The 21,993-nt window shown below is 40.0% G+C and carries 24 protein-coding genes; 12 read left to right on the top strand and 12 right to left on the bottom strand.

The features are described from left to right. Window positions 1-100: 100 nt before the first annotated feature. The 4 genes from AC59HZ_RS13770 to AC59HZ_RS13755 form a co-directional block, all read right to left on the bottom strand. Window positions 101-628, bottom strand: a complete 528-nt coding sequence (locus tag AC59HZ_RS13770) for an MFS transporter (RefSeq protein WP_496546379.1) — start codon at window positions 626-628, stop codon at window positions 101-103. Continuing rightward, window positions 621-1,424 carry an MFS transporter gene (locus AC59HZ_RS13765; RefSeq protein WP_496546378.1) on the bottom strand — a complete coding sequence of 268 codons (804 nt, stop codon included), beginning with the start codon at window positions 1,422-1,424 and terminating at the stop codon, window positions 621-623. Before AC59HZ_RS13765 ends, AC59HZ_RS13770 begins: the two co-directional genes overlap by 8 nt. Before the next feature lie 215 nt (window positions 1,425-1,639). Further along, window positions 1,640-2,131: a ribose 5-phosphate isomerase B gene (gene rpiB / locus AC59HZ_RS13760; protein WP_496546377.1), complete on the bottom strand. Its 492-nt coding sequence runs from the start codon at window positions 2,129-2,131 to the stop codon at window positions 1,640-1,642. A gap of 324 nt (window positions 2,132-2,455) precedes the next feature. Further along, on the bottom strand, window positions 2,456-2,980 hold the full coding sequence (locus AC59HZ_RS13755) for a ribose-phosphate diphosphokinase (RefSeq protein WP_496546376.1): 525 nt from the start codon (window positions 2,978-2,980) through the stop codon (window positions 2,456-2,458). Window positions 2,981-3,045: 65 nt separating this feature from the next. Here AC59HZ_RS13755 and AC59HZ_RS13750 point away from each other — a divergent pair, with 65 nt between their 5' ends. Then, a complete protein-coding gene (locus AC59HZ_RS13750; protein ID WP_496546375.1) occupies window positions 3,046-4,332 on the top strand; it encodes an NCS2 family permease in 1,287 nt (428 codons plus the stop codon). Window positions 4,333-4,367: 35 nt separating this feature from the next. Here AC59HZ_RS13750 and bioB read toward each other — a convergent pair whose 3' ends face one another. Further along, window positions 4,368-5,387 carry a biotin synthase BioB gene (bioB, locus tag AC59HZ_RS13745; protein WP_496546374.1) on the bottom strand — a complete coding sequence of 340 codons (1,020 nt, stop codon included), beginning with the start codon at window positions 5,385-5,387 and terminating at the stop codon, window positions 4,368-4,370. A 195-nt stretch (window positions 5,388-5,582) separates the two neighbouring features. Here bioB and AC59HZ_RS13740 point away from each other — a divergent pair, with 195 nt between their 5' ends. From AC59HZ_RS13740 to AC59HZ_RS13730, 3 genes are all read left to right on the top strand, one after another. Continuing rightward, a complete protein-coding gene (locus AC59HZ_RS13740; protein ID WP_496546373.1) occupies window positions 5,583-6,146 on the top strand; it encodes a biotin transporter BioY in 564 nt (187 codons plus the stop codon). A gap of 155 nt (window positions 6,147-6,301) precedes the next feature. Beyond that, a complete protein-coding gene (locus AC59HZ_RS13735; RefSeq protein ID WP_496546372.1) occupies window positions 6,302-7,774 on the top strand; it encodes an AMP-binding protein in 1,473 nt (490 codons plus the stop codon). Beyond that, on the top strand, window positions 7,770-8,858 hold the full coding sequence (locus AC59HZ_RS13730) for an acetyl-CoA C-acyltransferase (protein ID WP_496546595.1): 1,089 nt from the start codon (window positions 7,770-7,772) through the stop codon (window positions 8,856-8,858). The genes AC59HZ_RS13735 and AC59HZ_RS13730 overlap by 5 nt, the downstream gene beginning before the upstream one ends. A gap of 246 nt (window positions 8,859-9,104) precedes the next feature. On the opposite strand, the gene AC59HZ_RS13725 is transcribed toward AC59HZ_RS13730, so the two are convergent. Next, window positions 9,105-9,947, bottom strand: a complete 843-nt coding sequence (locus tag AC59HZ_RS13725) for an alpha/beta hydrolase (RefSeq protein WP_496546371.1) — start codon at window positions 9,945-9,947, stop codon at window positions 9,105-9,107. 104 nt (window positions 9,948-10,051) lie between these two features. On the opposite strand from AC59HZ_RS13725, the gene AC59HZ_RS13720 reads away from it, so the two are divergent. Continuing rightward, window positions 10,052-10,135 carry a YjcZ family sporulation protein gene (locus tag AC59HZ_RS13720; protein ID WP_289987894.1) on the top strand — a complete coding sequence of 28 codons (84 nt, stop codon included), beginning with the start codon at window positions 10,052-10,054 and terminating at the stop codon, window positions 10,133-10,135. 57 nt (window positions 10,136-10,192) lie between these two features. Here AC59HZ_RS13720 and AC59HZ_RS13715 read toward each other — a convergent pair whose 3' ends face one another. The 4 genes from AC59HZ_RS13715 to AC59HZ_RS13700 all read right to left on the bottom strand — a co-directional run bounded on the left by AC59HZ_RS13715 (window position 10,193) and on the right by AC59HZ_RS13700 (window position 13,488). Next, the gene (locus tag AC59HZ_RS13715) at window positions 10,193-10,783 is read right to left on the bottom strand and encodes a VanZ family protein (RefSeq protein ID WP_496546370.1); all 591 of its coding nucleotides are present in this window, start codon (window positions 10,781-10,783) and stop codon (window positions 10,193-10,195) included. Window positions 10,784-10,795: 12 nt separating this feature from the next. Further along, entirely contained in the window at window positions 10,796-11,665 is an 870-nt protein-coding gene (locus AC59HZ_RS13710; RefSeq protein WP_496546369.1) for an NAD-dependent epimerase/dehydratase family protein, read from the bottom strand. Between the two features lie 110 nt (window positions 11,666-11,775). Next, window positions 11,776-12,174 carry a hypothetical protein gene (locus tag AC59HZ_RS13705; RefSeq protein ID WP_496546368.1) on the bottom strand — a complete coding sequence of 133 codons (399 nt, stop codon included), beginning with the start codon at window positions 12,172-12,174 and terminating at the stop codon, window positions 11,776-11,778. Window positions 12,175-12,351: 177 nt separating this feature from the next. After that, the gene (locus AC59HZ_RS13700) at window positions 12,352-13,488 is read right to left on the bottom strand and encodes a glycerate kinase (RefSeq protein WP_496546367.1); all 1,137 of its coding nucleotides are present in this window, start codon (window positions 13,486-13,488) and stop codon (window positions 12,352-12,354) included. A gap of 152 nt (window positions 13,489-13,640) precedes the next feature. Between AC59HZ_RS13700 and AC59HZ_RS13695 the strand changes: the two genes are divergently transcribed. The 5 genes from AC59HZ_RS13695 to guaC all read left to right on the top strand — a co-directional run bounded on the left by AC59HZ_RS13695 (window position 13,641) and on the right by guaC (window position 16,984). Further along, a complete protein-coding gene (locus tag AC59HZ_RS13695; protein WP_496546366.1) occupies window positions 13,641-13,952 on the top strand; it encodes a helix-turn-helix domain-containing protein in 312 nt (103 codons plus the stop codon). Between the two features lie 260 nt (window positions 13,953-14,212). Then, window positions 14,213-14,485 (top strand): CD3324 family protein, encoded by a 273-nt coding sequence (locus AC59HZ_RS13690; protein WP_496546365.1) that lies wholly within the window; start codon window positions 14,213-14,215, stop codon window positions 14,483-14,485. A gap of 100 nt (window positions 14,486-14,585) precedes the next feature. Continuing rightward, window positions 14,586-15,242: a FusB/FusC family EF-G-binding protein gene (locus AC59HZ_RS13685; RefSeq protein WP_496546364.1), complete on the top strand. Its 657-nt coding sequence runs from the start codon at window positions 14,586-14,588 to the stop codon at window positions 15,240-15,242. 124 nt (window positions 15,243-15,366) lie between these two features. Continuing rightward, on the top strand, window positions 15,367-15,750 hold the full coding sequence (locus AC59HZ_RS13680; RefSeq protein WP_496546363.1) for a VOC family protein: 384 nt from the start codon (window positions 15,367-15,369) through the stop codon (window positions 15,748-15,750). 244 nt (window positions 15,751-15,994) lie between these two features. Beyond that, on the top strand, window positions 15,995-16,984 hold the full coding sequence (gene guaC, locus AC59HZ_RS13675) for a GMP reductase (protein WP_496546362.1): 990 nt from the start codon (window positions 15,995-15,997) through the stop codon (window positions 16,982-16,984). Window positions 16,985-17,043: 59 nt separating this feature from the next. Here guaC and AC59HZ_RS13670 read toward each other — a convergent pair whose 3' ends face one another. Then, window positions 17,044-18,348, bottom strand: coding sequence for an MFS transporter (locus AC59HZ_RS13670; RefSeq protein WP_496546361.1), 1,305 nt, complete (start codon window positions 18,346-18,348; stop codon window positions 17,044-17,046). Between the two features lie 124 nt (window positions 18,349-18,472). Here AC59HZ_RS13670 and AC59HZ_RS13665 point away from each other — a divergent pair, with 124 nt between their 5' ends. Further along, entirely contained in the window at window positions 18,473-19,708 is a 1,236-nt protein-coding gene (locus tag AC59HZ_RS13665; protein WP_496546360.1) for a helix-turn-helix domain-containing protein, read from the top strand. A 756-nt stretch (window positions 19,709-20,464) separates the two neighbouring features. Beyond that, window positions 20,465-20,953, top strand: coding sequence for a M15 family metallopeptidase (locus tag AC59HZ_RS13660; RefSeq protein ID WP_496546359.1), 489 nt, complete (start codon window positions 20,465-20,467; stop codon window positions 20,951-20,953). A gap of 26 nt (window positions 20,954-20,979) precedes the next feature. Here the strand turns inward: AC59HZ_RS13660 and deoD are convergent, their stop codons facing one another. Continuing rightward, the gene (gene deoD, locus AC59HZ_RS13655) at window positions 20,980-21,699 is read right to left on the bottom strand and encodes a purine-nucleoside phosphorylase (RefSeq protein ID WP_496546358.1); all 720 of its coding nucleotides are present in this window, start codon (window positions 21,697-21,699) and stop codon (window positions 20,980-20,982) included. Between the last annotated feature and the right edge of the window lie 294 nt (window positions 21,700-21,993).

Raw genomic sequence — 21,993 nt, 5'->3', positions numbered from 1 at the left:
TCTTATTTACCAATCATCTCATTAAACAAAAAATAGACGGAATGAAACCGTCTATTTTTACGAGTAAGCGATTACTTTTTATAGTATTATTAATAGTTTGTTAATTTTGAACAGGTTCTTTTAAAGTTAAGATAATCACGAAACCAAGTATCAGCATTACTCCAAAGAAACCAAAAGCAAGGTTATAATTGTTAGTTGCATCAAGAATAGCTCCAACAATCATCGGTGAGAAGAAACCGCCTAGGTTTCCACCACTGTTAACAGTTGCAATCGCAACAGGGTATGTATCTCTGTTGGTTAATCCCATTGGATAAGCAGTAAATGCTGGCCAGCCGATATTTAAGAAGAAACCTGCAAGACCTAAGCTAAGAGCAACAAGCACGCCATTATCTGGCAAGTTAGTAATAACAAACATCATACACGCAGCAGCAATAGCAGTAATTAACATCGTTGGTTTACGTCTTCTAGCGAATACTTTGTCAGAAATGAATCCGCCTAAGATAGCTCCGACCAATCCGCCAACAGCAGGCATTGATGCTACAAAGCCCATTTTCATGAATGAGTAGCCTTTGGCGTTAACTAGATAACTAGGAACCCAAGTTAAAATCCCATATAAAACACTATTCATTAAGAGTATTACCCCAAATATTCCAAGATTTGAAAACGCTTTTAAATGTAGTTAAAGGTGCTACCTTTTGATAACGAATCAACTTATCTAGCCAGCCAAATGATTTTTGTTGACCTTCATTTACTTCAGTAACCACTTCACTCTGACGAATGTATTGTAATTCAGCTTCTGAAACATGTGAAGAATCTTCTGGCTTTGATCTTACGAACAAATACCAGACAATCGCCATAATGACACCAGGAATCGCAAACCAGAAAAACACCGAACGCCATCCTTGAGTTACGGCAATCCAAGTTGCAATAATCGGGACGATAATTGGAGCTAGCTGAGTGGAAGCTATGTAAACACCAGTAGCTGTCGCTTTTTCCCTTGCCGGAAACCATTGATTGATTGTTGATGTCATACTAACAGGAGCAGGACCTTCTGCTACACCTAATCCTAAGCGAAGCAATACCAGTGTAGTTGCACTTTTCACAGTACCCAGCAAGAAGGTAACAGCAGAAAAAGCAAGAATAGCAATGGTTGCAACACCACGTGATCCCTTTTTACCAAGCAAAAATCCAGCCGGAAGCTGCGTAATGGCATATCCTAGGAAGAAGAAACTCGCAATTGCACCAGCCTGGAAATTGTTTAGAGTAAATTCCTCTTTAATGAACGGTAATACTACCCCAATATTGGTACGGTCAGCCATGCAGACTAAATAGACACCGAAAATAATTAATAGAACTACCCAGCGATAACTTGATTTTTTCTTAAGCGCAGGTACTGCGCTAACTTTTGATTGAGGTAAAGCCATGTTTATCTCCCCCTTTGACCTATCTAAGGATTTATAAAACGGTTTCAAAAGTATGCATTCATCCTAGCTGAAAGATTAAATTTATTTAACTAATTTTATAACACTATTGTTTTTCAAAATAGATTAAGATACTACCAGTCTACTATTTTGATTATTCAGATAATAAATAATAAAAAAACAAAGCCGCTAAAAACATTTTCCTTACTACAAATTTTTTATGAACAAACCTGGGATTGCTTTGATGTTTCGATTATACCAGCAGCCAATAACTCTTTTTCTTTGTCAATAATCTTTTGTACTTTTCTACCTGATCTAGCTTCCTCAAACGATGAATTAACGTACGCTTCTACTAGTTTTTTAGCTAGTTCCGGCCCCACAATTTGAGCACCCATTGTCATAATTTGAGCATTATTGCTTTTTTGAGCACGCTCAGCAGAATAGATATCATGGCAAAGTGCCGCTCGGATACCTGGATACTTACATGCTGCAATCGCCACTCCAATTCCTGTTCCACATACCAAGATCCCGCGTTCCGCAACACCTTCGCTAATGTCTTTAGCTACCTGAAATGCAACATCTGGATAATCAACGTTTTCACAAGAATGACATCCATAATCAATTACCTCATAATGATTACTTTGTAAAAATTCTTTAATTGTTTCTTTCAACATAACCCCATTATTATCACAACCAATTGCGATTTTCACTTTCTCACCCTCCTTGTTTTTTACTTTCATTTACCTTCAAATTAATTATATGATTCCGCTTTCATTTAGTCAATATTTTTTTCGTTTTTACTCTCGTTTACTTTCGTTATTTATTAGTTTTGATAAAATGATAAAAAAACTTAAAATTTGATTAAAAACACTTGCTAAATTGCAATAATCCCGCCAACACAACCAAAACCACAGAATAACCTCAGGGATTCCATAGTCTTTAAGTTTGTATTTAATTTTTATTTATTATCATTTGTTATTGTTTTTCGAGAAAATGAACCAACTAAATAGAAATAGTTGGCCGAAAAATCAATTTTATTCAAATAAAGGACTTACCGCTTTTTCATTATGAATCCGATCAATTGCCTCAACAAGCAATGGCGCTACGGATAAAGTGGTAATTTTATTAATCATCTTTTCTTCAGGAAGCTCAATTGTATTCGTTACTATCAACTCTTTAATAGGGGATAATTCAATTCTGGTAATGGCAGGACCAGAAAGGACAGGATGTGTGCAGCAAGCATACACTCCTTTTGCACCTTTCTCAACTAAAGCATTAGCAGCTAAAGTAATGGTTCCGGCTGTATCTATTAAATCGTCGATTATTATGGCATTTTTACCTTCTATATTTCCTACGATATTCATAATTTCAGCGACATTGGGTTCTGGACGGCGTTTATCAATAAAAGCAATCGGAGCATTTAATCGACTTGCAAGCTTCCTGGCTCTGACCACACCACCATTGTCCGGGGCTACAATTACAATATCCTCTAATGGTAATATTTTACGGTCGTTCGTGCTTTTTTTCAGTTTAATCTGTGTTATAATATTCCCCGGCATAAGTTAAAGATAAATTTTACTTAATGCGGGTGGGAGAGGGCAACACGAAAGTGTGTGATTAAAATATGAAGGGAGTTTTCAAACTTAAGCAGAACAAAACAAATTTGAAAAAGGAGGTTATAGCAGGGTTAACATCGTTTTTTTCCATTGTCTACATTATAGCCGTGAATGGAAATATCCTTCAGGATGCCGGAATACCGCTTGAAGCTGGGATTATCGCAACCGTACTTTCATCGCTGATTGGCTGTTTACTGGTGGCCTTTATGGCCAACGCACCATTAATCATCGTCCCTGGAATGGGAATTAATGCCTTATTCACCTATACCATAGTGGGTTCGATGGGACTGAATTATATGGAAGCATTAGGAGCAGTTGTTGTATCTGGAATGATCTTTGTGATTGTGGCCTTTACGAAACTATCAGCCTTGTTATCAAAAGCGATACCGTCTTCATTAAAGGAATCAATTACTGTTGGAATAGGCTTATTTATTGCCTTTATCGGCTTACAAAAAAGCGGGATTATTGTTGGTAACCCCACTAACTTTGTGGCCATGGGGAACTTATCTGCACCGATGGTTTTAGCCTCAATCATTAATCTGATTATCACGTTATTTTTATTTTTGAAAAAAGTACCGGGGAACTTCTTAATCAGTATTATTTTGGGGACAATTGTATCCTACTTTTTTGGGCTTGTACATTTTTCGGCAATCGATACGAGTTTTATTTCCTTCGATGACTATAAGAAAGTCTTTTTAAGCGCAGACTTTGGAAATATGGCCACCATTCCGTTTTGGACGGCAGCCTTTTCATTGGTTTTGGTGCTCGTTTTTGAAAATATCGGTCTGCTTCATTCGCAGGTGAATGGAATGCTGGAAGCACCGGAAAAGAATGAGAAATCCCTTAAAGCCATTTCTATTTCTACAATTGTTTGTGGATTATTAGGCACAAGTCCATCTGTTTCGACGGTTGAAACAGCGGCGGGAATCACGGCTGGCGGAAGAACGGGGTTAACCTCTGTTGTAACAGGTTTACTCATTTTATCATCACTTTTCTTCATGCCTTTTATCAAACTCGTACCTAGTTCGGCAATCGCACCAATCCTCATCATCATCGGAGGATTGATGCTAACCAATATCGTAAATATCGATTTTACAGACTTTACAGAAGCATTCCCGGCATTTCTTGTTATTATCATGATTCCGTTAACCTACAGTATTGTCGATGGAATTGCCTTCGGATTTATCGCTTACCCGCTGGTTAAGCTCTTTACAAACAAACAAAAGCAGCTATCTCTCTCGATTTATATTATTTCGATGCTGTTTTTGACCAATTTCCTGCTGCACACAGTTTGATTAAGCGCAAAAAGGAGCCGTTCGGCTCCTTTTTGCTATTTTTGTGCTTGTATTTCAAAGTGCTGGCTTTCAGTTTCAAACGGATTTTCTTCAATTTCGAATCCAAGATCTTTAATGACCTGGTAATCTTCTTTTGCTGCTTGGCCATCGGTTGTTAGATAATCTCCGACAAAGATGGAGTTCGCAATAAACAGCCCCAAATTCTGTAAGGAGCGTAAATTGTATTCCCGTCCACCAGAAATGCGAATTTCTTTAGTTGGATTCACAAATCGGAAAAGTGCAAGGATTTTCAGGCAACGCATTGGTGTTAATTCATCCAAATCCTCTAGCTTTGTTCCTTTTATCGGATGTAGAAAATTAACCGGGATGGAATCTGCATCAAGCTCTTTGAGTGCAAACGCCATTTCGACAATATCATTCTCCGTTTCACCCATTCCGCAAATAACGCCAGAGCATGGAGAAATCCCTGCTTTTTTCAAGTTTTCAATCGTATGGATTCGATCCTCATAATCATGGGTAGTCGTAATATTTGAATGATGATTGGCGCTAGTGTTAATGTTGTGATTAAAGCGGTCGACACCTGCCGCTTTCAGCTTTACGGCCTGATCTTCAGTCACCAGCCCCAAACAGGCGCATATTTTAATTTGCTCTACCTCTTGTTTGATTTGTTCGACAGCTGTTATCACTGTATCGACTTCATTGTTAGTGGGTCTTCTGCCGCTCATGACAATACAATATGTACCGATTTTGTTCTTTTTCGCTTCTTTTGCCCCTTCGACTATCGTTTGTTTGCTGATTAACGTGTAGCGGTCAATCTCCGTTTTTGCTTTAATTGATTGGGAACAGTAGCCGCAGTCCTCCGGACAAAGCCCGCTTTTTGCATTAATAATCAAATTCAGCTTTACTTTTTTCCCATAAAAATGTCTGCGAATCTCATAGGCAGCATGGACAAGCGCTAAGACCTCATCATCATTGGCCTCCAAAATCTCCTTTGCCTCTTCTTTCGTTAGTGAATATCCTTCGATTACTCTTCGTGCCAGCTTTACCCACTCCACTTGATCACCTCGTTTTTATTTGTTAACCATTTTATGCTTTTGGTTTACATATAAAATTATAAAACATTAAATCTGCTAATCAAGTATTTTGGTAATAATTTCTGTTATTTGTTAACCAAATAAAAAAGTAGTTGACATAAATTTATCGATGCTTTTAAAATCATTAATATACAAATAAAAAAGTGGGGATGGATTATGAAAATTTTAGATATTACATACGTTGCACTTCTCGCAGCATTTATGGGAGTACTGGGCTTTGTTCCGCCAATTATGCTCTCATTTACACCTGTTCCAATCACCATACAAACATTAGGTGTACTTCTTGCCGGCGGTGTTTTAGGGCCAAGGCTCGGCGCCTTAAGCATGACTGTATTTTTATTGGTTGTTGCAGCTGGAGCACCACTACTATCGGGAGGACGCGGAGGAATTGGCGTTTTTGTCGGACCAAGTGCCGGCTACCTATTCGCTTATCCTTTAGCCGCTTTTTGTGTGGGCTATCTAATCACTCGATTTAGCAAATTGAAATTGCGAAATATATTAATTGTCAATTTAACGGTAGGTATTTTCCTGCTTTACCTCATCGGAATCCCGGTTCAAGCTTTTGTTATGGATATTCCGATTGAAAAAGCAGTCTTAACAAGCATGGCCTATATTCCTGGAGATATCCTAAAAGCTATACTTGCTTCTTATTTAGTTTATAGACTGGTAAAATCTCCTGCTATAAAACGCAACTTGCATAAAAATGTAGAGACACTTTAATGTGTCTTCTTTTTTTGGGATGGATTTCTGCTGATTGGAGTACGTTATCCGACAATTGGCTCTGCATATCCGCTGATTGGAGCTCGCTATCCGATAATAAAGTTACACAAACCAGATTCTAAACTTGTGTTAGTATGTAAAAAGAGGTGATAAATATGGCATCCATTACGGAATCATACATAAACCATGCCCAATCTTACCCTGAAAAAATCGCCATTCAAACGAACAATAAAAAAATAAGCTATCACACCTGGCACAAAATGGTGTGCAAAACTGCTAACTGGCTGGATTCTCTGAATCTTGACCATCGAACAATCGGAATCTTACTTCCCAACGGAATCCCCTTCCTGCAGCTATTTACTGGGGCAGCCACTGCCGGCTGGACTTCCGTTCTCTTTGATTTGAAATGGACCGAAACAGAATTAAAACAACGACTAACATTAGCCCAGCCATCCATTCTTATCACAACAGGTGAGCTTTTTTCAAAAGTCCAGAGCCTCCCTGTAAAGATCCTCATATGGGAGGAGGTCCTTTCAGCAGTCAATAACGCTTCCTCAAGCAGAGCCATAGAAATAGACGGAGGGACCCCGTTTTATATGGGTTTTACTTCAGGGACAACCGGGAATCCAAAAGCCTTCATTCGTGCCCATGACTCCTGGGTGGCAAGCTTCGATTGCAGCCGATATGATTTTCAGCTTAATGAAAATGATCATGTTATCGTGCCTGGGGCATTAATCCATTCCCATTTCCTATATGGCGCCATCAGTACCTTATTTATAGGAGGAACAGTCTATCTTCTCGAGAAATTTTCTTCGAGTATGTCCTTAGCATTAATGGAATCACTGCCAATTACAGCCGTCTATGTCGTACCAACCATGGTCGCTGCCTTTTTAAAAGAAGAGCGCCGCATCGAGAAACACATTAAATTCCTCTCCTCTGGAGCAAAATGGGAGGAGAACTCCAAGCAGCGAATCCGGCAGATGTTCCCGTCTCTCTCCATGTACGAGTTTTATGGAGCAAGCGAGTTAAGCTTTGTTACCGTATTAAACGATAACGACCGAAAACCAGGCTCCGTCGGCAAGCCCTGTCATAATGTCCAAATCCAAATTCGCCGTTCGAACATGGAAGCCGCTAAACCAAACGAACCAGGGAAAATTTTTGTAAAAAGTAACATGCTTTTTATTGGGTATCTCCAAATGGAGGGGAATTCCGGTCATCAACGCATTCGTCCGATCCAGGACGAAAATGGCTGGATTACTGTTGACGATATGGGGTATCTAGATGAAGACGGCTACTTGTACATTTCGGGCCGTGAAAAAAATATGATTTTATACGGAGCGATTAATATTTTTCCAGAAGAAATTGAAAAGGTAATTGGTTTGCATCCTTCTGTCGAGGAAGTCACGGTCATCGGCATCCAAGACTCTTATTGGGGACAAATTGCCGTCGCTGCCGTTAAAGGTTCCGCAACAATTATGGACTTAAAAAAATTATGCAAGCAGCATTTATCATCCTATAAAATCCCGCGAAAATGGTTTTTCATCGAAGAAATGCCGCATACAACTAGCGGAAAAATTGCCCGTCCGGAAGTGAAGGAATTAATCGAAAGCGGGGTGGCAAATCATTAAACGAGCAGTTATTGTCCGTGCAAAACGAACACCGGTTGGAAAAAAGAATGGGATGCTGAATCGCCTCGAGCCACAGGAATTGGCCTCTCCAGTCCTCAGCCATTTAGCTGCCGGACTTGGCGAAAATGTAGATGACGTGATATTAGGAAATGTAACGGGGCCTGGAGGCAATATTGGCCGGTTATCTGCGCTGGAAGCAGGTCTTCCTCTTTCTATTCCAGGTTTAATGCTGGACCGGCAATGCAGTGCAGGGCTTGAGGCCATCCGCCTATCCTGTTATTTCATTCAAGGTGGTGCAGGATCGTGCTATATCGCTGGCGGTGTCGAAAGCTCCAGTACCTCCCATTATGAACAACGTGCCCGCTTTTCTCCTGACAGCATTGGAGATCCTGACATGCTGGAGGCAGCGGAAATGGTCGCCCAGAAATATGGAATTTCAAAAGAGCTCCAGGATGAATATGCATTTCTAAGCCATGAACGAAGCTGGGAATCGTTTCAGAGAGGAATTTTTACGGATGAAATAGTCCCCCTTGAACAATGGACCAACGATGAATCGTTTTTAAAAAAGAGGAATATGGAAGCTTTGTTACGGAGAGCGAAGCCGATTATTGAGAATGGCACTGTAACAGCGGCAAACAGCTGTGGAATTAATGACGGGGCTGCTGCAGTGCTGGTAATGGAAGAGGAAACCGCTCGTTCACGCGGCTTCATGCCAGTTCTTCGCTTTATTGACAGCCAGGTTGCAGGTGTCCATCCCTTTTATCCAGGGGCGGCGCCCTTACCTGCAATCCTAACATTATTAAAAAGGAATGGGCTCACTGTCGAAGACATTGATTTGTTTGAAATCAATGAAGCTTTTGCTTCAAAAATTATCGCCTGTACGCAAGAACTCTCCATTCCCTATAAAAAATTGAATGTAAGCGGCGGTGCTTTGACAATCGGCCACCCTTACGGCGCATCTGGTGCTATTTTGGTCACTAGGCTTTTCTATGAAGTTCAAAGAAGAAATGGCGTAAAATATGTTCTCGCTGCGATTGGAAGCGGCGGCGGAATTGGAGTTGCCGTGTTATTTGAAACGGTTTAGGAAATTGGTTTTGAAATACAACACAAATGATGATAGTAGGTTCATTGCCCGTGATAGAAAAAAAGTACTCTCACGGGCAATGAAACGTCCTTTCATTCACCGTAATAACATTAGAAGCTCTCCCTCGGGTAATGAAACGCCTTTTCATTTACCGTAGTAACAATATAAGCTCTCCCTCGGGCAATGAACTGCCTTTTCATTTACCGCATTAACAATATAAGCTCTCCCTCGGTAAATGAAAGTCATTTAAAGCACAACATGTTCCTCTCTAGTTTGCCGTTCCAGCCAACCAATAAGATCCTCTAAAAACTGTTCCCGGCCCAAGTCATCGAATGGACGATGCCGCATTGCTGGGTATTCAAATTTCTGTTTGTTTTGGGAAGCGACAGAGTTAAAGAATTGTTTCATCTTATCAGGAGGAGTTATTTCATCCTCCAGCCCAAACTGCAGCAGAAAAGGCAGATTTATAGAGCTTGCTTCTTTTGTTAGGCGCTCTACTGTCAGCATTAACCCCCGTCCCAAGCCAGGTGTTACCTTATCATGACGCAATTCGTCAGAGTTAAGTTTGGCGATCATTTCAGGATCCCGGGTTAACCGGTTAATATCCCCAGGTTTTTCAATACTAAAATCGGGTTTAAGCTTACCCATTAGAGAAATCAGCAGCTTTTCCGATCTGGTCGCTTCGTAGGAAATCGCCGGAGCGATAGCAATAATTCCAGCAAGATCGGTACCATGATCTAATAAATAATCAAGTGTTACAACTCCGCCAAGGCTATGGCCAAGAATAAACAACGGCAGATTAGGAAACTCGGAAACTACCATCATGCGAAATTTATCTAAATCAACTTTGTATTCATCCCATGTCCGAATAAAGCCCCTCCTACCCGGACTTTTCCCATGGCCTCGCTGATCATAGGCATAAACGATATAATCATTCTTCACCAATTTATTACTTAAGTTTTGCAGACCTCCACTATGGTCACCATGTCCATGTACTAAGATCATGGCTGCTTTTGGGGTCAACTTCGGCTTCATAATCCGATAATAAAGCTCCACTTCATTATGGCCTTTAAAAGTCCCCTCTATCATCTATTGAATCCCTCCTTTTTTAAAAAAATCCATACCTGTCCATTACAAACCAGGTATTTCGGCATATGATGTATTACCTCGTGATAAAAGGAGGTGGGTTCCATATGTCTGGACATCACTCAAGTTTTGCTTTAATCGTTGTGCTTTTCATCCTCTTAATTATTGTGGGTGCATCATTCGTGTACTAATCTAAAAAAAAGGATTCGTACACAAAAGCAGCAGGAAGCGTGAATACCACGCTTCTTTTATTTAACAACCACAACTTTTTGAATAATTGGATGCAAAAGATAGCCCATCCCCACCCCGAGCACATTTAAAATAAAGTCATCAATATCCATACTTCCGCGCTTTGTAAGGTACTGCGCTGTTTCAATTAGCAGAATGGAAATGATCGGAAGGAAAAACAACTTCTCCCTCGAAGGACGCTTGTTTAGTAAGTACACCGTAACGCCATATGGAACGAATAACAAAATATTCGCGGTAATATTGTAGAAGGCAACTAAGAAATTTGCATCTCCTGTAAAAAATCCTAGGATTGTTCTAAAAGGCATCAAGTTAACTTGGTTATACCTCTGATTCGAGGGCCGGAAAAATAACAATATGAATAGGCCCAAACTATACATACACATGACAGACTTGATAACAAGACTAGGAACTACTATTGTCCCTTTCCCTATTAAATATACCAAGAAAAACACAAGCAATGTTACGCAGGCCCATACAACCACTAAAACAACAGGGTGAAGATAGGCCAAGAGTTTTAACCAAACCGGCAATAAAACCAAAAAGAGAATCTGAGATATTCCTAGCGATAACCATAGCAACCGGTTTTTCATTTTTGGATAATCCTATTCATAGTAATGGATTAATCGGTTTAATAATTGATTCAATGATATAAAGTTATATCCTAGTGAACGGGCAAAACTTGTATCGACTGACCATGAACCAGGCAAATTGTATGGTGATGGATCCCCATCCTTTTGTAAAATGGCCTTTGTTGAAGTCAGGTCTTCAATTAATCTTACCAATTCTCTTAAACTTATATCCTCGCTGGATCCAGGGTTAATGCCTCCATGAAAATCAGACTTAGCCATACTGAATAAAAACTTTGCTGCTTCTTCTGAATCTATGAAACTATAGCGCAAATCAGGATTTTCGATGAACATCGCTTTTCCATCTTTGATATGGTCCACATGGAATTTTAAACGATTGGTATAATCATCTTTTCCGATAATAATCGGAAAGCGGACGGCTGCAACGGGAACTTCTGCATTTTGAAAAAGAACGGCTTCGGCAGCCCGCTTTGCTTCCTGGTAACCTACATAACCGATATACTCGCCTCTAGTTTTTAACACTGGGTTAAACTCTAGGGGATTAAAGTTTTCTTCCTTATGTAAGGTCCCAAAATCATAAACTGCCTGGCTGGATGTAAATACGTATTTTCGCATTTTCCCAGATAATGCTTGCAGCGTATCGAAAGCCTCCTGGGAAGAATAGCATGTTTGATCAAAGACAACATCCCATTTCTTGCCTTGAAAAGCTTTATGTAAAGAACCTGTATCCTCGCGGCTAATTTTCAATCTCGATACTTGATCACCAAAGGAATCGGGAGTCTTCCCCCTTGTCGCGATTGTTACCTCAATTCCTTCATCTAACATTAATTGGACTAATCTTTTCCCGACAAACTGTGTTCCCCCAAGAATTAACGCAGATTTCACAAAGAATCTCCCCCTGCTTATTTTTTCAGCAATAGCTCCTTAAAGCGTTCTCATGCCTTAATTATAGCAGGGTTAGGGATAGTTTCGAAAATCAAAAACAAAAAGAGACATTACACTGAAGAATGTCCCAAGCTCTCATTATCTTTTCGTTCATTTAATATGTCCTTAATAATTTCCATATGAAAGGCGGCCCATGCTTTTTCACGAAAATGAAGAATGACACTGGCAGCAACAGCAAAAATATAAATGAAACTGAAGACAAGCCATAGCAAACTGCCATCATGAAAAAGAAATTCCGATAATTGCTTTGAAAATAAAAGCATTAACCATGGTACTGCGGAAACAAGGATAGGAATAAAACCGGAACCATTCTTTTCTTTTGTCATCCGGTAAAAAATTAATTTTAATGCACTGCTATCTAGTGCTCTGTAAAGCTTTTGAATTTCTTCTATTTCAATAAGTTCCTTCATGTCTTTGATAGAATGCCCATGATCCATTGTTTTTTTCAAGCGAAGAAAAACTTTATGCGCATCCCCTCTTAATGAAAACATATTTTTTCCCTGCCTCAAAAAATATAATAAAATTATATTTCCCCTATACGATTTCAAATAAACGAAAAAGAACCTTGAATCGAAATCAAGGTTCTCAAAAGGAAATGCTTAGAGATTTAAAAAAAACGAAAATATTTATGAGCGTCCCGCCAAAAACGTACGCATAACCTGCTCTGCCGCTTGCTCTAGTAATTCAGCTCCACGATTCATCGCATCCTCAAGCGGCATCGGGCTGTTAATGATGCTGTGCACACAATGGATTCCATGTTGGTAAAGCTGGTCAATACCTTTTCCTATAGAACCCGCAAGAACAAAGACCGGAATTCCATGTTTCTTGGCTTCCTCTGCTACCCCCATCGGTGTTTTACCAGAAGCCGTTTGAAAATCGGTTTGGCCTTCGCCCGTAAAAACACACGCAGCTCCGTTTAGCTTCTCAGCCAGATTAGTGTACTCGATTACGAGATCGATTCCTCTTTTTGTAGCAGCAGGAAAAAACGCTTGGAAAGCTCCACCTATACCACCTGCAGCACCGGCACCAGGCCTATCATGCAGTTGTATACCCGTTTGGGCTTCAATTAAATCGGCCCAGTGTGCTAACTTTCGGTCAAGGATATCAACCATTTCAGGGGTCGCCCCCTTCTGCGGCCCAAACACATACGAGGCCCCATTTTGCCCAATTAACGGATTTTGAACATCTGTCGCAATTAAGAAGGAGGCTTCTGAAATTCGTGAATCAAATTCGCGATCATCAATCACGGCTATTCGCGAAAGCTCATCAGCCCCAAAGCCAACCGGATTTCCATCTCCATCTAAAAGCTTCAAGCCCAGAGCCTGAAGCATGCCAATCCCGCCATCGTTAGTAGCACTTCCACCGATAGCTAAAATAAAATTACGGCAGCCGGCGTCTAATGCCCTTTTGATTAGTTCTCCTGTCCCAAAAGTGGTCGTCAGCATCGGATTCCGCCTTTCAGGACGGATAAGATTTAATCCTGACGCGGCAGCCATTTCAATGACACATGTTTCGTTATCCCCAAGAATTCCATATGCTGCTTGGACCGGTTCTAGTAATGGCCCTTTCACCACAACTTCAACCATTTGTCCATTGGTCGCTGCCACTAAACTATCTGCTGTGCCCTCTCCTCCATCTGCAACTGGAACTAAAACGGTGTCTGCTTCCGGCAATGCTTTTTTAATGCCTTTTTCAATGGCCCGTGCTGCCTCTGGTGCGGTTAATGACCCTTTAAACGAATCAGGCGCAATGACGATTTTCACGTTAACTCCACCTTCCCCCTGCAATTTTCCATTTAATTTATTATAATCCTCCAGAATTTTTCTTTCATCGGTTATAGCAACTAAAAATTATGAGCTTTTTAGATTTTTTTTTGTGTATATTCAATAAATACTCTGACAAAGGATGATTTCAGATGTTAACTCAGGAGATGGCAACAGATATTGTTGAGCAAACAATGCTTCGGCTCAATCGGAATATCAATATTATGAACGATAAGGGCATGATCATCGCTTCAGGAGATCAGAACCGCCTGTATCAACTCCACTCAGGAGCATTTTTCAAATGCAATCAAAATATCGGGGAATGCGCTAAAGCCATGTACATCCACCTAAACTCCCTTATTTATAGGTTAAAAAAAATCAGGGAGCTCACAGGTTGGGATCCTCAAAAGCTAAATGATGCCGTTGCTTTGCAGCTTGCCGTTTGGCTTTGGCAGATGAAATAGAAAGGCACTATATGATTTCTGCCTAAATATTATTATAATAAGGTTACTAAATCATGCGAATTGTGGGGGTGTTCTTTTCATGGGGAATCAATCTCGATTGCCTGGTACTCCAGCGACTCATGCAAAGCCTAGTATTGGAAAGGCGATACTTTGCATGGGGCGGAAATTAATCTAAAAAATCGCCCAGGGAAGTTATATTTCTAATATGTGGCTTTGCACCTTATTTTCTTTCATTTTTTAAAATAAGGGGCTGGCTATCCATGAAATATGTAAATGCAAGCAATATTTTACCTGAACATCTCATTGCGGAAATTCAAAAATATGTACAAGGGGAAACTCTCTACATTCCTAAGCCAGAAACAGCTTATCGAAAATGGGGCAGCTGTTCCGGAGGGAGAAAGTTAATTGATGAACGAAATGCTTCGATTAAGCGAGCCTTTAAAAGCGGACGCAGTATTGATCAATTAGCCGAAGAGCATTTCCTTTCTATAGAAACCATTAAGAAAATTGTCTATTCACGTAAAAAGCACTGATGTTTTCAGTGTTTTTTTATGTATAAATTGCTTCTTAATCATCTTCTCCATATTAATGATTTTCTAATTCTTTTAAAATAACCGTAGTGAGGTGGACTGTATGATTGAAAAATTTATTAAAAACGACCAATTCAATTTTATAAAAAAGCAAGTGGCTATAATAAAGGACAGCAGTAAAAAAATTTCCGACCCTACCGTTATTCGTGCCGTAAAGGAACTGGCGAACGCAAAGATCATGGAACTTTTTCCTTTCATAAAACAAGAACAAACAGAAATGCTGGACCTATCAAAAAAGAATTCAGATTACGAGTTTGACCAATACATCCAAGAGTTAGCTCAGTATCTGCTCCCATTTCCTCAGCTTAACGAACAGCAAATTAAAAAGATGTTTCCAAAAGCAAAAAAACTAAAAGTACCTGAGTTATCGAAAATCAATCGGGAACAAATAACCTATTTAAGCTGGACGGACATCAGTACCAACAAAAAGTATATTATATATGAGCTAAATGAGAAGTTGGTCGGAATTGAGTGCAAATTCACATTATTAAGTAAGGATAATGTTTGTTCGTTCTGTAATCGTTTTGGCCCGGTCGCCTTCATTTCAACCGTAACCAAAACAAAAAAAGCCAAAAATCAAGATTACTATAAAGCGATAGGAAACTACATTTGCTTCGATAGTACTGAATGCAATGGAAAAATAACAGACGTGGACTATTTGACAACTTTTTTTAAAGACTCATTAGGGGAACCTTGCTAAAGCTATAGCAAGGTCCTTTTTCTTTCGTGTCTTCATAAAGTTGATAAGTGCACAGAAATCGAAATAAAAATCAAAGGGGCTTTTCTCTAACTTTAAGTTCTTTATAAAATTCATCAATAATCGGGTGAATGTTTCATTAAAAGTATTGCTGGTTTCTGATTTAGAGAGATCAAAAAGCTTTTACAGGGACGTTCTTGGATGTGAGGTTACGGATTGGTGGGCCATTCGGGATGGATTCACTGGATTAGGGGTGAAGCTGCTTCAGGCAAACGCGCCTGAGGACGTTCATCCTAACAAGTATCCAGCTCCTGATATCTACTGCTATGTAGAAAATTGGACAGCCCTTGATGATCTTTATGAGGAGTTCAAGAGGAAAGGTGCCAAAATGGTCGTCGAGCCTTGGATTGACCCTGAATCAGGACCATGGAAAGAGTTCGCTATTGTTGATCCTGACAACTATTGTATAGCCTTTGGTGGCACTAACGGTACCTTTATGTATCATAACTAAAGCAATAAATTGTAAATTTGTTTTCATCTTTATTTAACAGGCCATTCATATTTTATTAACATTGTAGCGATATAGTATGTATAGCGGGGATAGCACGCGTGGCTATCACGGTATTTGGCGAAGGCGGAGCCGATACCAGTAATACATTTAAACCATTCGATGTATAAGTCCCATTGAAACCGAAAAACCTATATTTGTTTAAGACGAATATTTATTTTCTATTTGGGTTTGATGGAGGACAACTATGGAAAATGTATTTGATTATGAAGATATTCAATTAATACCGGCAAAAAGTGTGGTGAATAGTCGTTCTGAGTGTGATACGACTGTGTCGTTAGGCGGGCATACCTTTAAGTTACCGGTTGTTCCAGCAAATATGCAGACAATTATTGACGAAAAAATAGCAAGTTACTTAGCGGAAAATGGTTATTTTTATATCATGCATCGTTTTGAACCGGAAAAAAGGATAGATTTCATTAAAGAAATGAAATCGCGCGGATTATTTTCATCTATTAGTGTCGGTGTCAAGGAAGGTGAGTATCCTTTTATCCAACAATTAGCGGATGAACAGCTTACACCCGAATTCATTACCATTGATATTGCACACGGTCACTCTAATGCTGTAATTAAGATGATAAAGCATATTAAATCCCTTCTACCTTCTAGTTTTGTAATTGCAGGAAATGTCGGAACTCCAGAAGCAGTAAGAGAATTAGAGAATGCTGGCGCGGATGCGACCAAGGTAGGGATTGGCCCGGGAAAGGTATGTATTACGAAAATTAAAACTGGATTTGGAACTGGGGGCTGGCAATTAGCCGCTCTTCGTTGGTGTGCAAAAGCTGCAAGTAAACCGATTATTGCGGATGGAGGAATTCGCACTCATGGTGATATCGCAAAGTCCATTCGATTTGGGGCAGCAATGGTGATGATTGGTTCATTATTTGCCGGACATGAAGAATCTCCTGGAGAAACAATTGAGGACGAAAAAGATGGAAAGCTTTATAAAGAATACTTTGGTTCGGCCTCAGAATATCAAAAAGGGGAGAGAAAAAATGTTGAAGGCAAGAGAATTTTAGTGGAACACAAAGGTTACTTAGCCGATACGCTGAAAGAAATGGAACAAGATCTTCAATCGTCTATTTCTTATGCAGGAGGTAACAAATTAGAAACTATTCGACTTGTCGATTATGTCATTGTTAAAAATTCAATCTTTAACGGTGATAGAATCTATTAAAGATTTCAATAAAGATGAGCAAGATTCCTTTTTCTTGCTCATCTTTTCCTTTGCCTCTCCTAAAAATTACGAGCCACTTTTCCGCTGACACTCTTTTCCTCGCTAAGCTCCGGATGTGCCCTTCTTACCACAGACGGCCTTGCAAGGATAAGAGTCACCGCAACAAACAGGGAAGCCGAGAGAAGGAGAATCCATTGAGCTGGGAAAACATCATACAAAAAGCCGTACAACACCATTCCTAACGGCATTAAGGCCATTGCCATTGTTTCCACTATGGAAAACACGCGCCCTTTAAAATCATCCTCAATCTGCTTTTGCAGCATCACCTGAATAGGAGTATTTACTGTGATAATCATAGTCCCTAAAGTAAACATGATGACTAAATAATAAACAAAAACCGCGGTGCCAGACATTGAGATGAGAATGGGCAATGCCGCTCCACCCATGATGATTCCCATTCCAATGAAGGCTCGTTTGGCTAAACGAAACGGAAATTTAACTTCTTTTCTTACGGAAAAATAAACAGACAACGCTAGCATTCCGATGGCAAACGCTCCTTGGGTAAAGCCAAAATTCCGGGAAGCCATTTTCAATTTTTCAATTAGGATAAAGGAATAACCGACCTCGTAGGCACCAAAGAGGAAATTAATTAACAGTGCCATCCAGATGATGGTAACGATTAACGAATGCTGTTTCAAATAATGAATTCCAGCCTTCAGGCTCTGCCACATCGATTCTTTCGCTTCCCCCTTTACCTCTTCCTTCCTGTTGGCAAACAAGGTAAAATTCATTGTCGATTCCAACAAAATAGCTATGACGGATGCGCTCATATAGGTAATAAGGAAAACTGGCATGGATACAGCGCCATAGAGAAGTCCTCCTACAGCTGGACTGGCAATCGCGGCAAAGGAAATCGACATTTGATTCAAAGACATCGCTTTTTGAATTCGTTCCTTGTCAACGAGCCCTGTTATCGATGAGGTAAACGCCACTCCCGAAAACATCGAGGTCAGTGACAAAATACAAGAAGTCGTATAAACGGCTACCAAGGATAGACCTGATGTTACTGTTACTGTGAGTAGCCCGCCAATGGCCAAGGTTGTCGCTACTTGTGCAGTAATCGCGATTATTTTTCGCGGATATTTATCAGTTAAGTAGCCAGCAAAGGGTGCGGCAAGGGTCCTCGGCAATATATTGCAGATAAGATTAGCAGCAAAACTAGCGGCCGAGCCTGTTAGTTGTAAAATATAAAAACTGACGGCAAAGGAATAAATTTGCGCTCCAAAGGAAGAAATCAGCTTGCTTATTGTGAATGTCCAGAGATGATACGTGGCTTTTTTTAGCTTTAAACGGTCCTCCATCATCAAACCCACCCCAAAAGTTTAATTTAATTAAACAAATCATATCACGGCAGCCACTTTCATTTCAAGAAAAAGTTTAATATAATTAAACTAATTAATTAAATTGCCTAGGGAAGTGCTTATTGACATGTTAGGAGAACGAATTCGGGAAATTAGAAAAAGGAAAAAGATGACGCTTGAGGGGCTTGCCGGTGAGGAACTCACAAAAGGAATGCTTAGTTTAATCGAAAATAATAAAGCAAAGCCTTCAATGGAAAGTTTAGCCTATATCGCAAAACGTCTCGGGGTAGATGTCACTGAACTTTTAGAAGAGGTAAGTTCGCTGGAATTAAGAGAAGTGTTAGAAAAAGCGGAGAAGTTATATAATATTAAGCGTGATAAATCACCTGAGAGGTATCGACAGATTGCAACCCTCATCGAACCATATTTAGAGAACCTCTCAAATGGATATGAGTCCGCCCGATTATTGGATATATATAGCCGCTGTCTTTACAATGAAAAAAAAGAGGGCTGGCGGGAGCTTTCCGATCGTGCTGCAATCATGTACGATGAGATGATGCTAACTGCAAAACGGGCTAGTATTGGCATCTTCCGTGCCATGATGAAATTCCTGGAACATGATTATTCTGAATCATTAACCATATTGTTGTCAGAGCGGGCTGAACTAGAAGCAAACCATGCTTACATCGACCCGATGACCCGAGTAGACCTAGACTACAATGAAGCGATTTTGCATTTCGCTGTCGGAGATTCTGATTCTGCAACACGAGTGATGCAAAGTGCGATTGATTTTTCAAAAGAGCACCGTATCTTTTATCGAATTGATGATTTATATCGTCTTGCTGCGGCACATGGGGAAATGACCCACGATGAACAGAAAAAACGGCATTTTACGTTGAAGTTAAAGCAATATGGTGAATTTGCGGATGACACGTTTTCCCTTGTTTTTTATGATGTTTTCACGGTTATGTCTCTTATTTCTGAGCAGAAAGCTTACGCAGAAGCGTTAGTTATCATTGATGACTATTTATCGGACCCGAAATTGGCGGATAACTTTGAAGTCTTATTTTTCCTTGAAAAAGGAAAAGCCTATTATGGCCTAAAACAATATGACGAAGCCATTCCATACCTCGAAAAAGTAATAATAACGAATTGGGCACATCATCCGTTTGATTTGTCGTTGTTATACATTGTCGATGTGTACAAAGCCCTTTGTTATCACGAACTTGGGAACAGAGACCAAGCCCTTCAAACTTCTTTGGAGGCAGTCGAAAATTATCGTCCGCTCCCGGCTTCGAAGTATAAGGATTTTGCTAATGAAACGTATAGAATTATTCAGACATCCGGGAAAAGTTCATGCTAAAGGATATTAGGTGCTCCTCCTAATTACCGTGGGCCGCCTTTTTTCTTGCTGATGGGCTTAAGGAGCCTCTCCTAATTACCTCAGGTACTCTTTTTTTCTTGCTGACGGGCATTAGGGACTCCTTCTAATTACCGCGAGCAGCACTTTTTCTTGCGAACGGGCATTAGGAGTCTCTCCTAATTACCGCGAGCAGCACTTTTTCTCGCGAACGGGCATTAGGTGCCTCTTCTAATTACCGCGAGCAGCACTTTTTCTTGCGAACGGGCATTAGGAGCCTCTCCTAATTACCTTGGGCACCCTTTTTTCTTGCGAACGGGTATTAGGAGCCTCTCCTAATTACCTCGAGCGGCACTTTTCCTTGCGAACGGGCATTAGGAGTCTCTCCTAATTACCTCGAGCGGCACTTTTCCTTGCGAACGGGCATTAGGAGCCTCTCCTAATTACCGCGAGCAGCACTTTTTCTTGCGAACGGGCATTAGGGGCTCTTCCTAATTACCTCAGCCACCCTTTTTTCTTGCGAACGGGCATTAGGGTCATTTCTTAATATCCGAAGGTGCACATTTTTGTTCTTATTGTCGAAACGATGAAAAATATGAAACAACTACGCTATTTTATTCGTCTTAGAAAGTGAAATAATTTTTTTTACGAAAGGAATCTAAAGAATTGAAGCGGATAGGAAGTTTATCATTCACATTATTACTCATCATATTCACTATCCTATACGTCATTGTGTTTCATAATGAATCAATTCCTTTTATGGGATCTGATAAGAAGCAGACAACTCCTTTACCAACTGATCTCCATCCAATTGTAAAAGAACGGAGCAGTCAGTTAATCCAGCAGGCTGCCAAAAAAGGAATTGTACTTGTAATTACGGATGGCTTCCGAAGTGCGGAAGATCAGGATCGACTTTTTGAAAAAGGCCGTACATCTGAAGGAAATATTGTAACGTATGCTAAAGGCGGAGAGTCCTACCACAATTTTGGGCTGGCTATCGATTTTGCGCTAAAAACTCCTACAGGTGATGTCATTTGGGACATGAATTATGATGGAAATAAAAATGGCGTTGCAGATTGGACCGAGGTGGTTAAAATGGCAAAAACCTTAGGATTCCAATGGGGCGGCGATTGGGCCAAATTTAAAGATTATCCCCATTTAGAAATGAATTTTGGCTTGACAATTGCTGATTTACAGAATGGAGAAAGACCACCAAACTCATCTGTGACAGCAGATGGCGAACAGTGACAATCACTGTTCGCCTTTTATAATTGCTAAGCCAGCTCCAAAGCAATTTCCATCATATTTGTAAAAGCTACTTGTCTTTCTTCTGGTGTCGTTTGTTCATGACGAATAATATGATCACTAACGGTCAAAATCGTAAGTGCATTAACTCCGGCATAGGCTGCATTCATATAAAGACCGGCCGTCTCCATTTCTACACATAAAATCCCCATCTTCCGCCATTTTTCCAACGCGGTTTCATCGGCATTATAAAAAATATCGCTAGAAAGAACATTTCCAACATGGACCGGAAACCCTTTTTGGTCGGCTGACCTTTTCGCTTTCTCCAATAAGGCAAACGAGGCAATATTCGAATATTCTCCCGGAAGATTGTATTGGTGAACATAACGGGAGTCTGTCGAAGCCCCCATGGCAAAAACGATATCATATAAATTCATATGGTCCTGGATGGCACCGCATGTACCAATCCGAATCAAATTTTTCACACCAAAAACATGAATCAGCTCCCATGAATAAAGACTCATGCTTGGCATGCCCATCCCTGTTCCCATAACAGAAACTTTTTTTCCTTTATACGTTCCGGTAAATCCAAGCATATTGCGGACGGAATTAAATTGAACCGTGTCATCCAAGTAGGTATCAGCAATAAACTTTGCTCTTAATGGATCCCCTGGCAAGAGGATGGTTTCGGCAATCTCTACTCCATTTGGTTTGATATGCGGGGTTTCTTTTTGATTAGCTGTGTTCATCTTTGTTTCGCTCCTTTTTATGACCTAAATAAATCCTCGTATTTAGAAACGCTTACAAATCTATATATTGTGAAAATTTTTAAGTGGGTATACAAATTGTAGTATTTGTATTATTATTTTAAATAATAAAAATATTGTATACACTTAAATTTAGCTGCTATTACTAGAATAACCATTTCAGCCAAATTACTCTTCTAGTTCTGAAGAGTAAGAATCCTCTTCTTTCGCTTAGGAGAGGTTTTTTCAATTAAAACAGATAATACCAAATCCTTCAAGGTATTCCATTTTTTAAAA

The sequence above is a fragment of the Neobacillus sp. DZ-9 genome (assembly GCF_059587065.1).
This window is presented reverse-complemented; position numbering and strand designations above follow the sequence as displayed.

Coding starts and splice junctions, on each gene's coding strand:
- AC59HZ_RS13755 (WP_496546376.1), bottom strand. CDS start 2,980: ATGCCGGGGAATATTATAACACAGATTAAACTGAAAAAAAGCACGAAC.
- AC59HZ_RS13715 (WP_496546370.1), bottom strand. CDS start 10,783: ATGAAAAACCGGTTGCTATGGTTATCGCTAGGAATATCTCAGATTCTC.
- AC59HZ_RS13695 (WP_496546366.1), top strand. CDS start 13,641: ATGTTAACTCAGGAGATGGCAACAGATATTGTTGAGCAAACAATGCTT.
- AC59HZ_RS13690 (WP_496546365.1), top strand. CDS start 14,213: ATGAAATATGTAAATGCAAGCAATATTTTACCTGAACATCTCATTGCG.
- AC59HZ_RS13660 (WP_496546359.1), top strand. CDS start 20,465: ATGGGATCTGATAAGAAGCAGACAACTCCTTTACCAACTGATCTCCAT.
- AC59HZ_RS13740 (WP_496546373.1), top strand. CDS start 5,583: ATGAAAATTTTAGATATTACATACGTTGCACTTCTCGCAGCATTTATG.
- AC59HZ_RS13720 (WP_289987894.1), top strand. CDS start 10,052: ATGTCTGGACATCACTCAAGTTTTGCTTTAATCGTTGTGCTTTTCATC.
- AC59HZ_RS13685 (WP_496546364.1), top strand. CDS start 14,586: ATGATTGAAAAATTTATTAAAAACGACCAATTCAATTTTATAAAAAAG.
- AC59HZ_RS13750 (WP_496546375.1), top strand. CDS start 3,046: ATGAAGGGAGTTTTCAAACTTAAGCAGAACAAAACAAATTTGAAAAAG.
- AC59HZ_RS13670 (WP_496546361.1), bottom strand. CDS start 18,348: ATGATGGAGGACCGTTTAAAGCTAAAAAAAGCCACGTATCATCTCTGG.
- AC59HZ_RS13725 (WP_496546371.1), bottom strand. CDS start 9,947: ATGATAGAGGGGACTTTTAAAGGCCATAATGAAGTGGAGCTTTATTAT.
- AC59HZ_RS13765 (WP_496546378.1), bottom strand. CDS start 1,424: ATGGCTTTACCTCAATCAAAAGTTAGCGCAGTACCTGCGCTTAAGAAA.
- guaC (WP_496546362.1), top strand. CDS start 15,995: ATGGAAAATGTATTTGATTATGAAGATATTCAATTAATACCGGCAAAA.
- deoD (WP_496546358.1), bottom strand. CDS start 21,699: ATGAACACAGCTAATCAAAAAGAAACCCCGCATATCAAACCAAATGGA.
- AC59HZ_RS13735 (WP_496546372.1), top strand. CDS start 6,302: ATGGCATCCATTACGGAATCATACATAAACCATGCCCAATCTTACCCT.
- AC59HZ_RS13665 (WP_496546360.1), top strand. CDS start 18,473: ATGTTAGGAGAACGAATTCGGGAAATTAGAAAAAGGAAAAAGATGACG.
- AC59HZ_RS13770 (WP_496546379.1), bottom strand. CDS start 628: ATGAATAGTGTTTTATATGGGATTTTAACTTGGGTTCCTAGTTATCTA.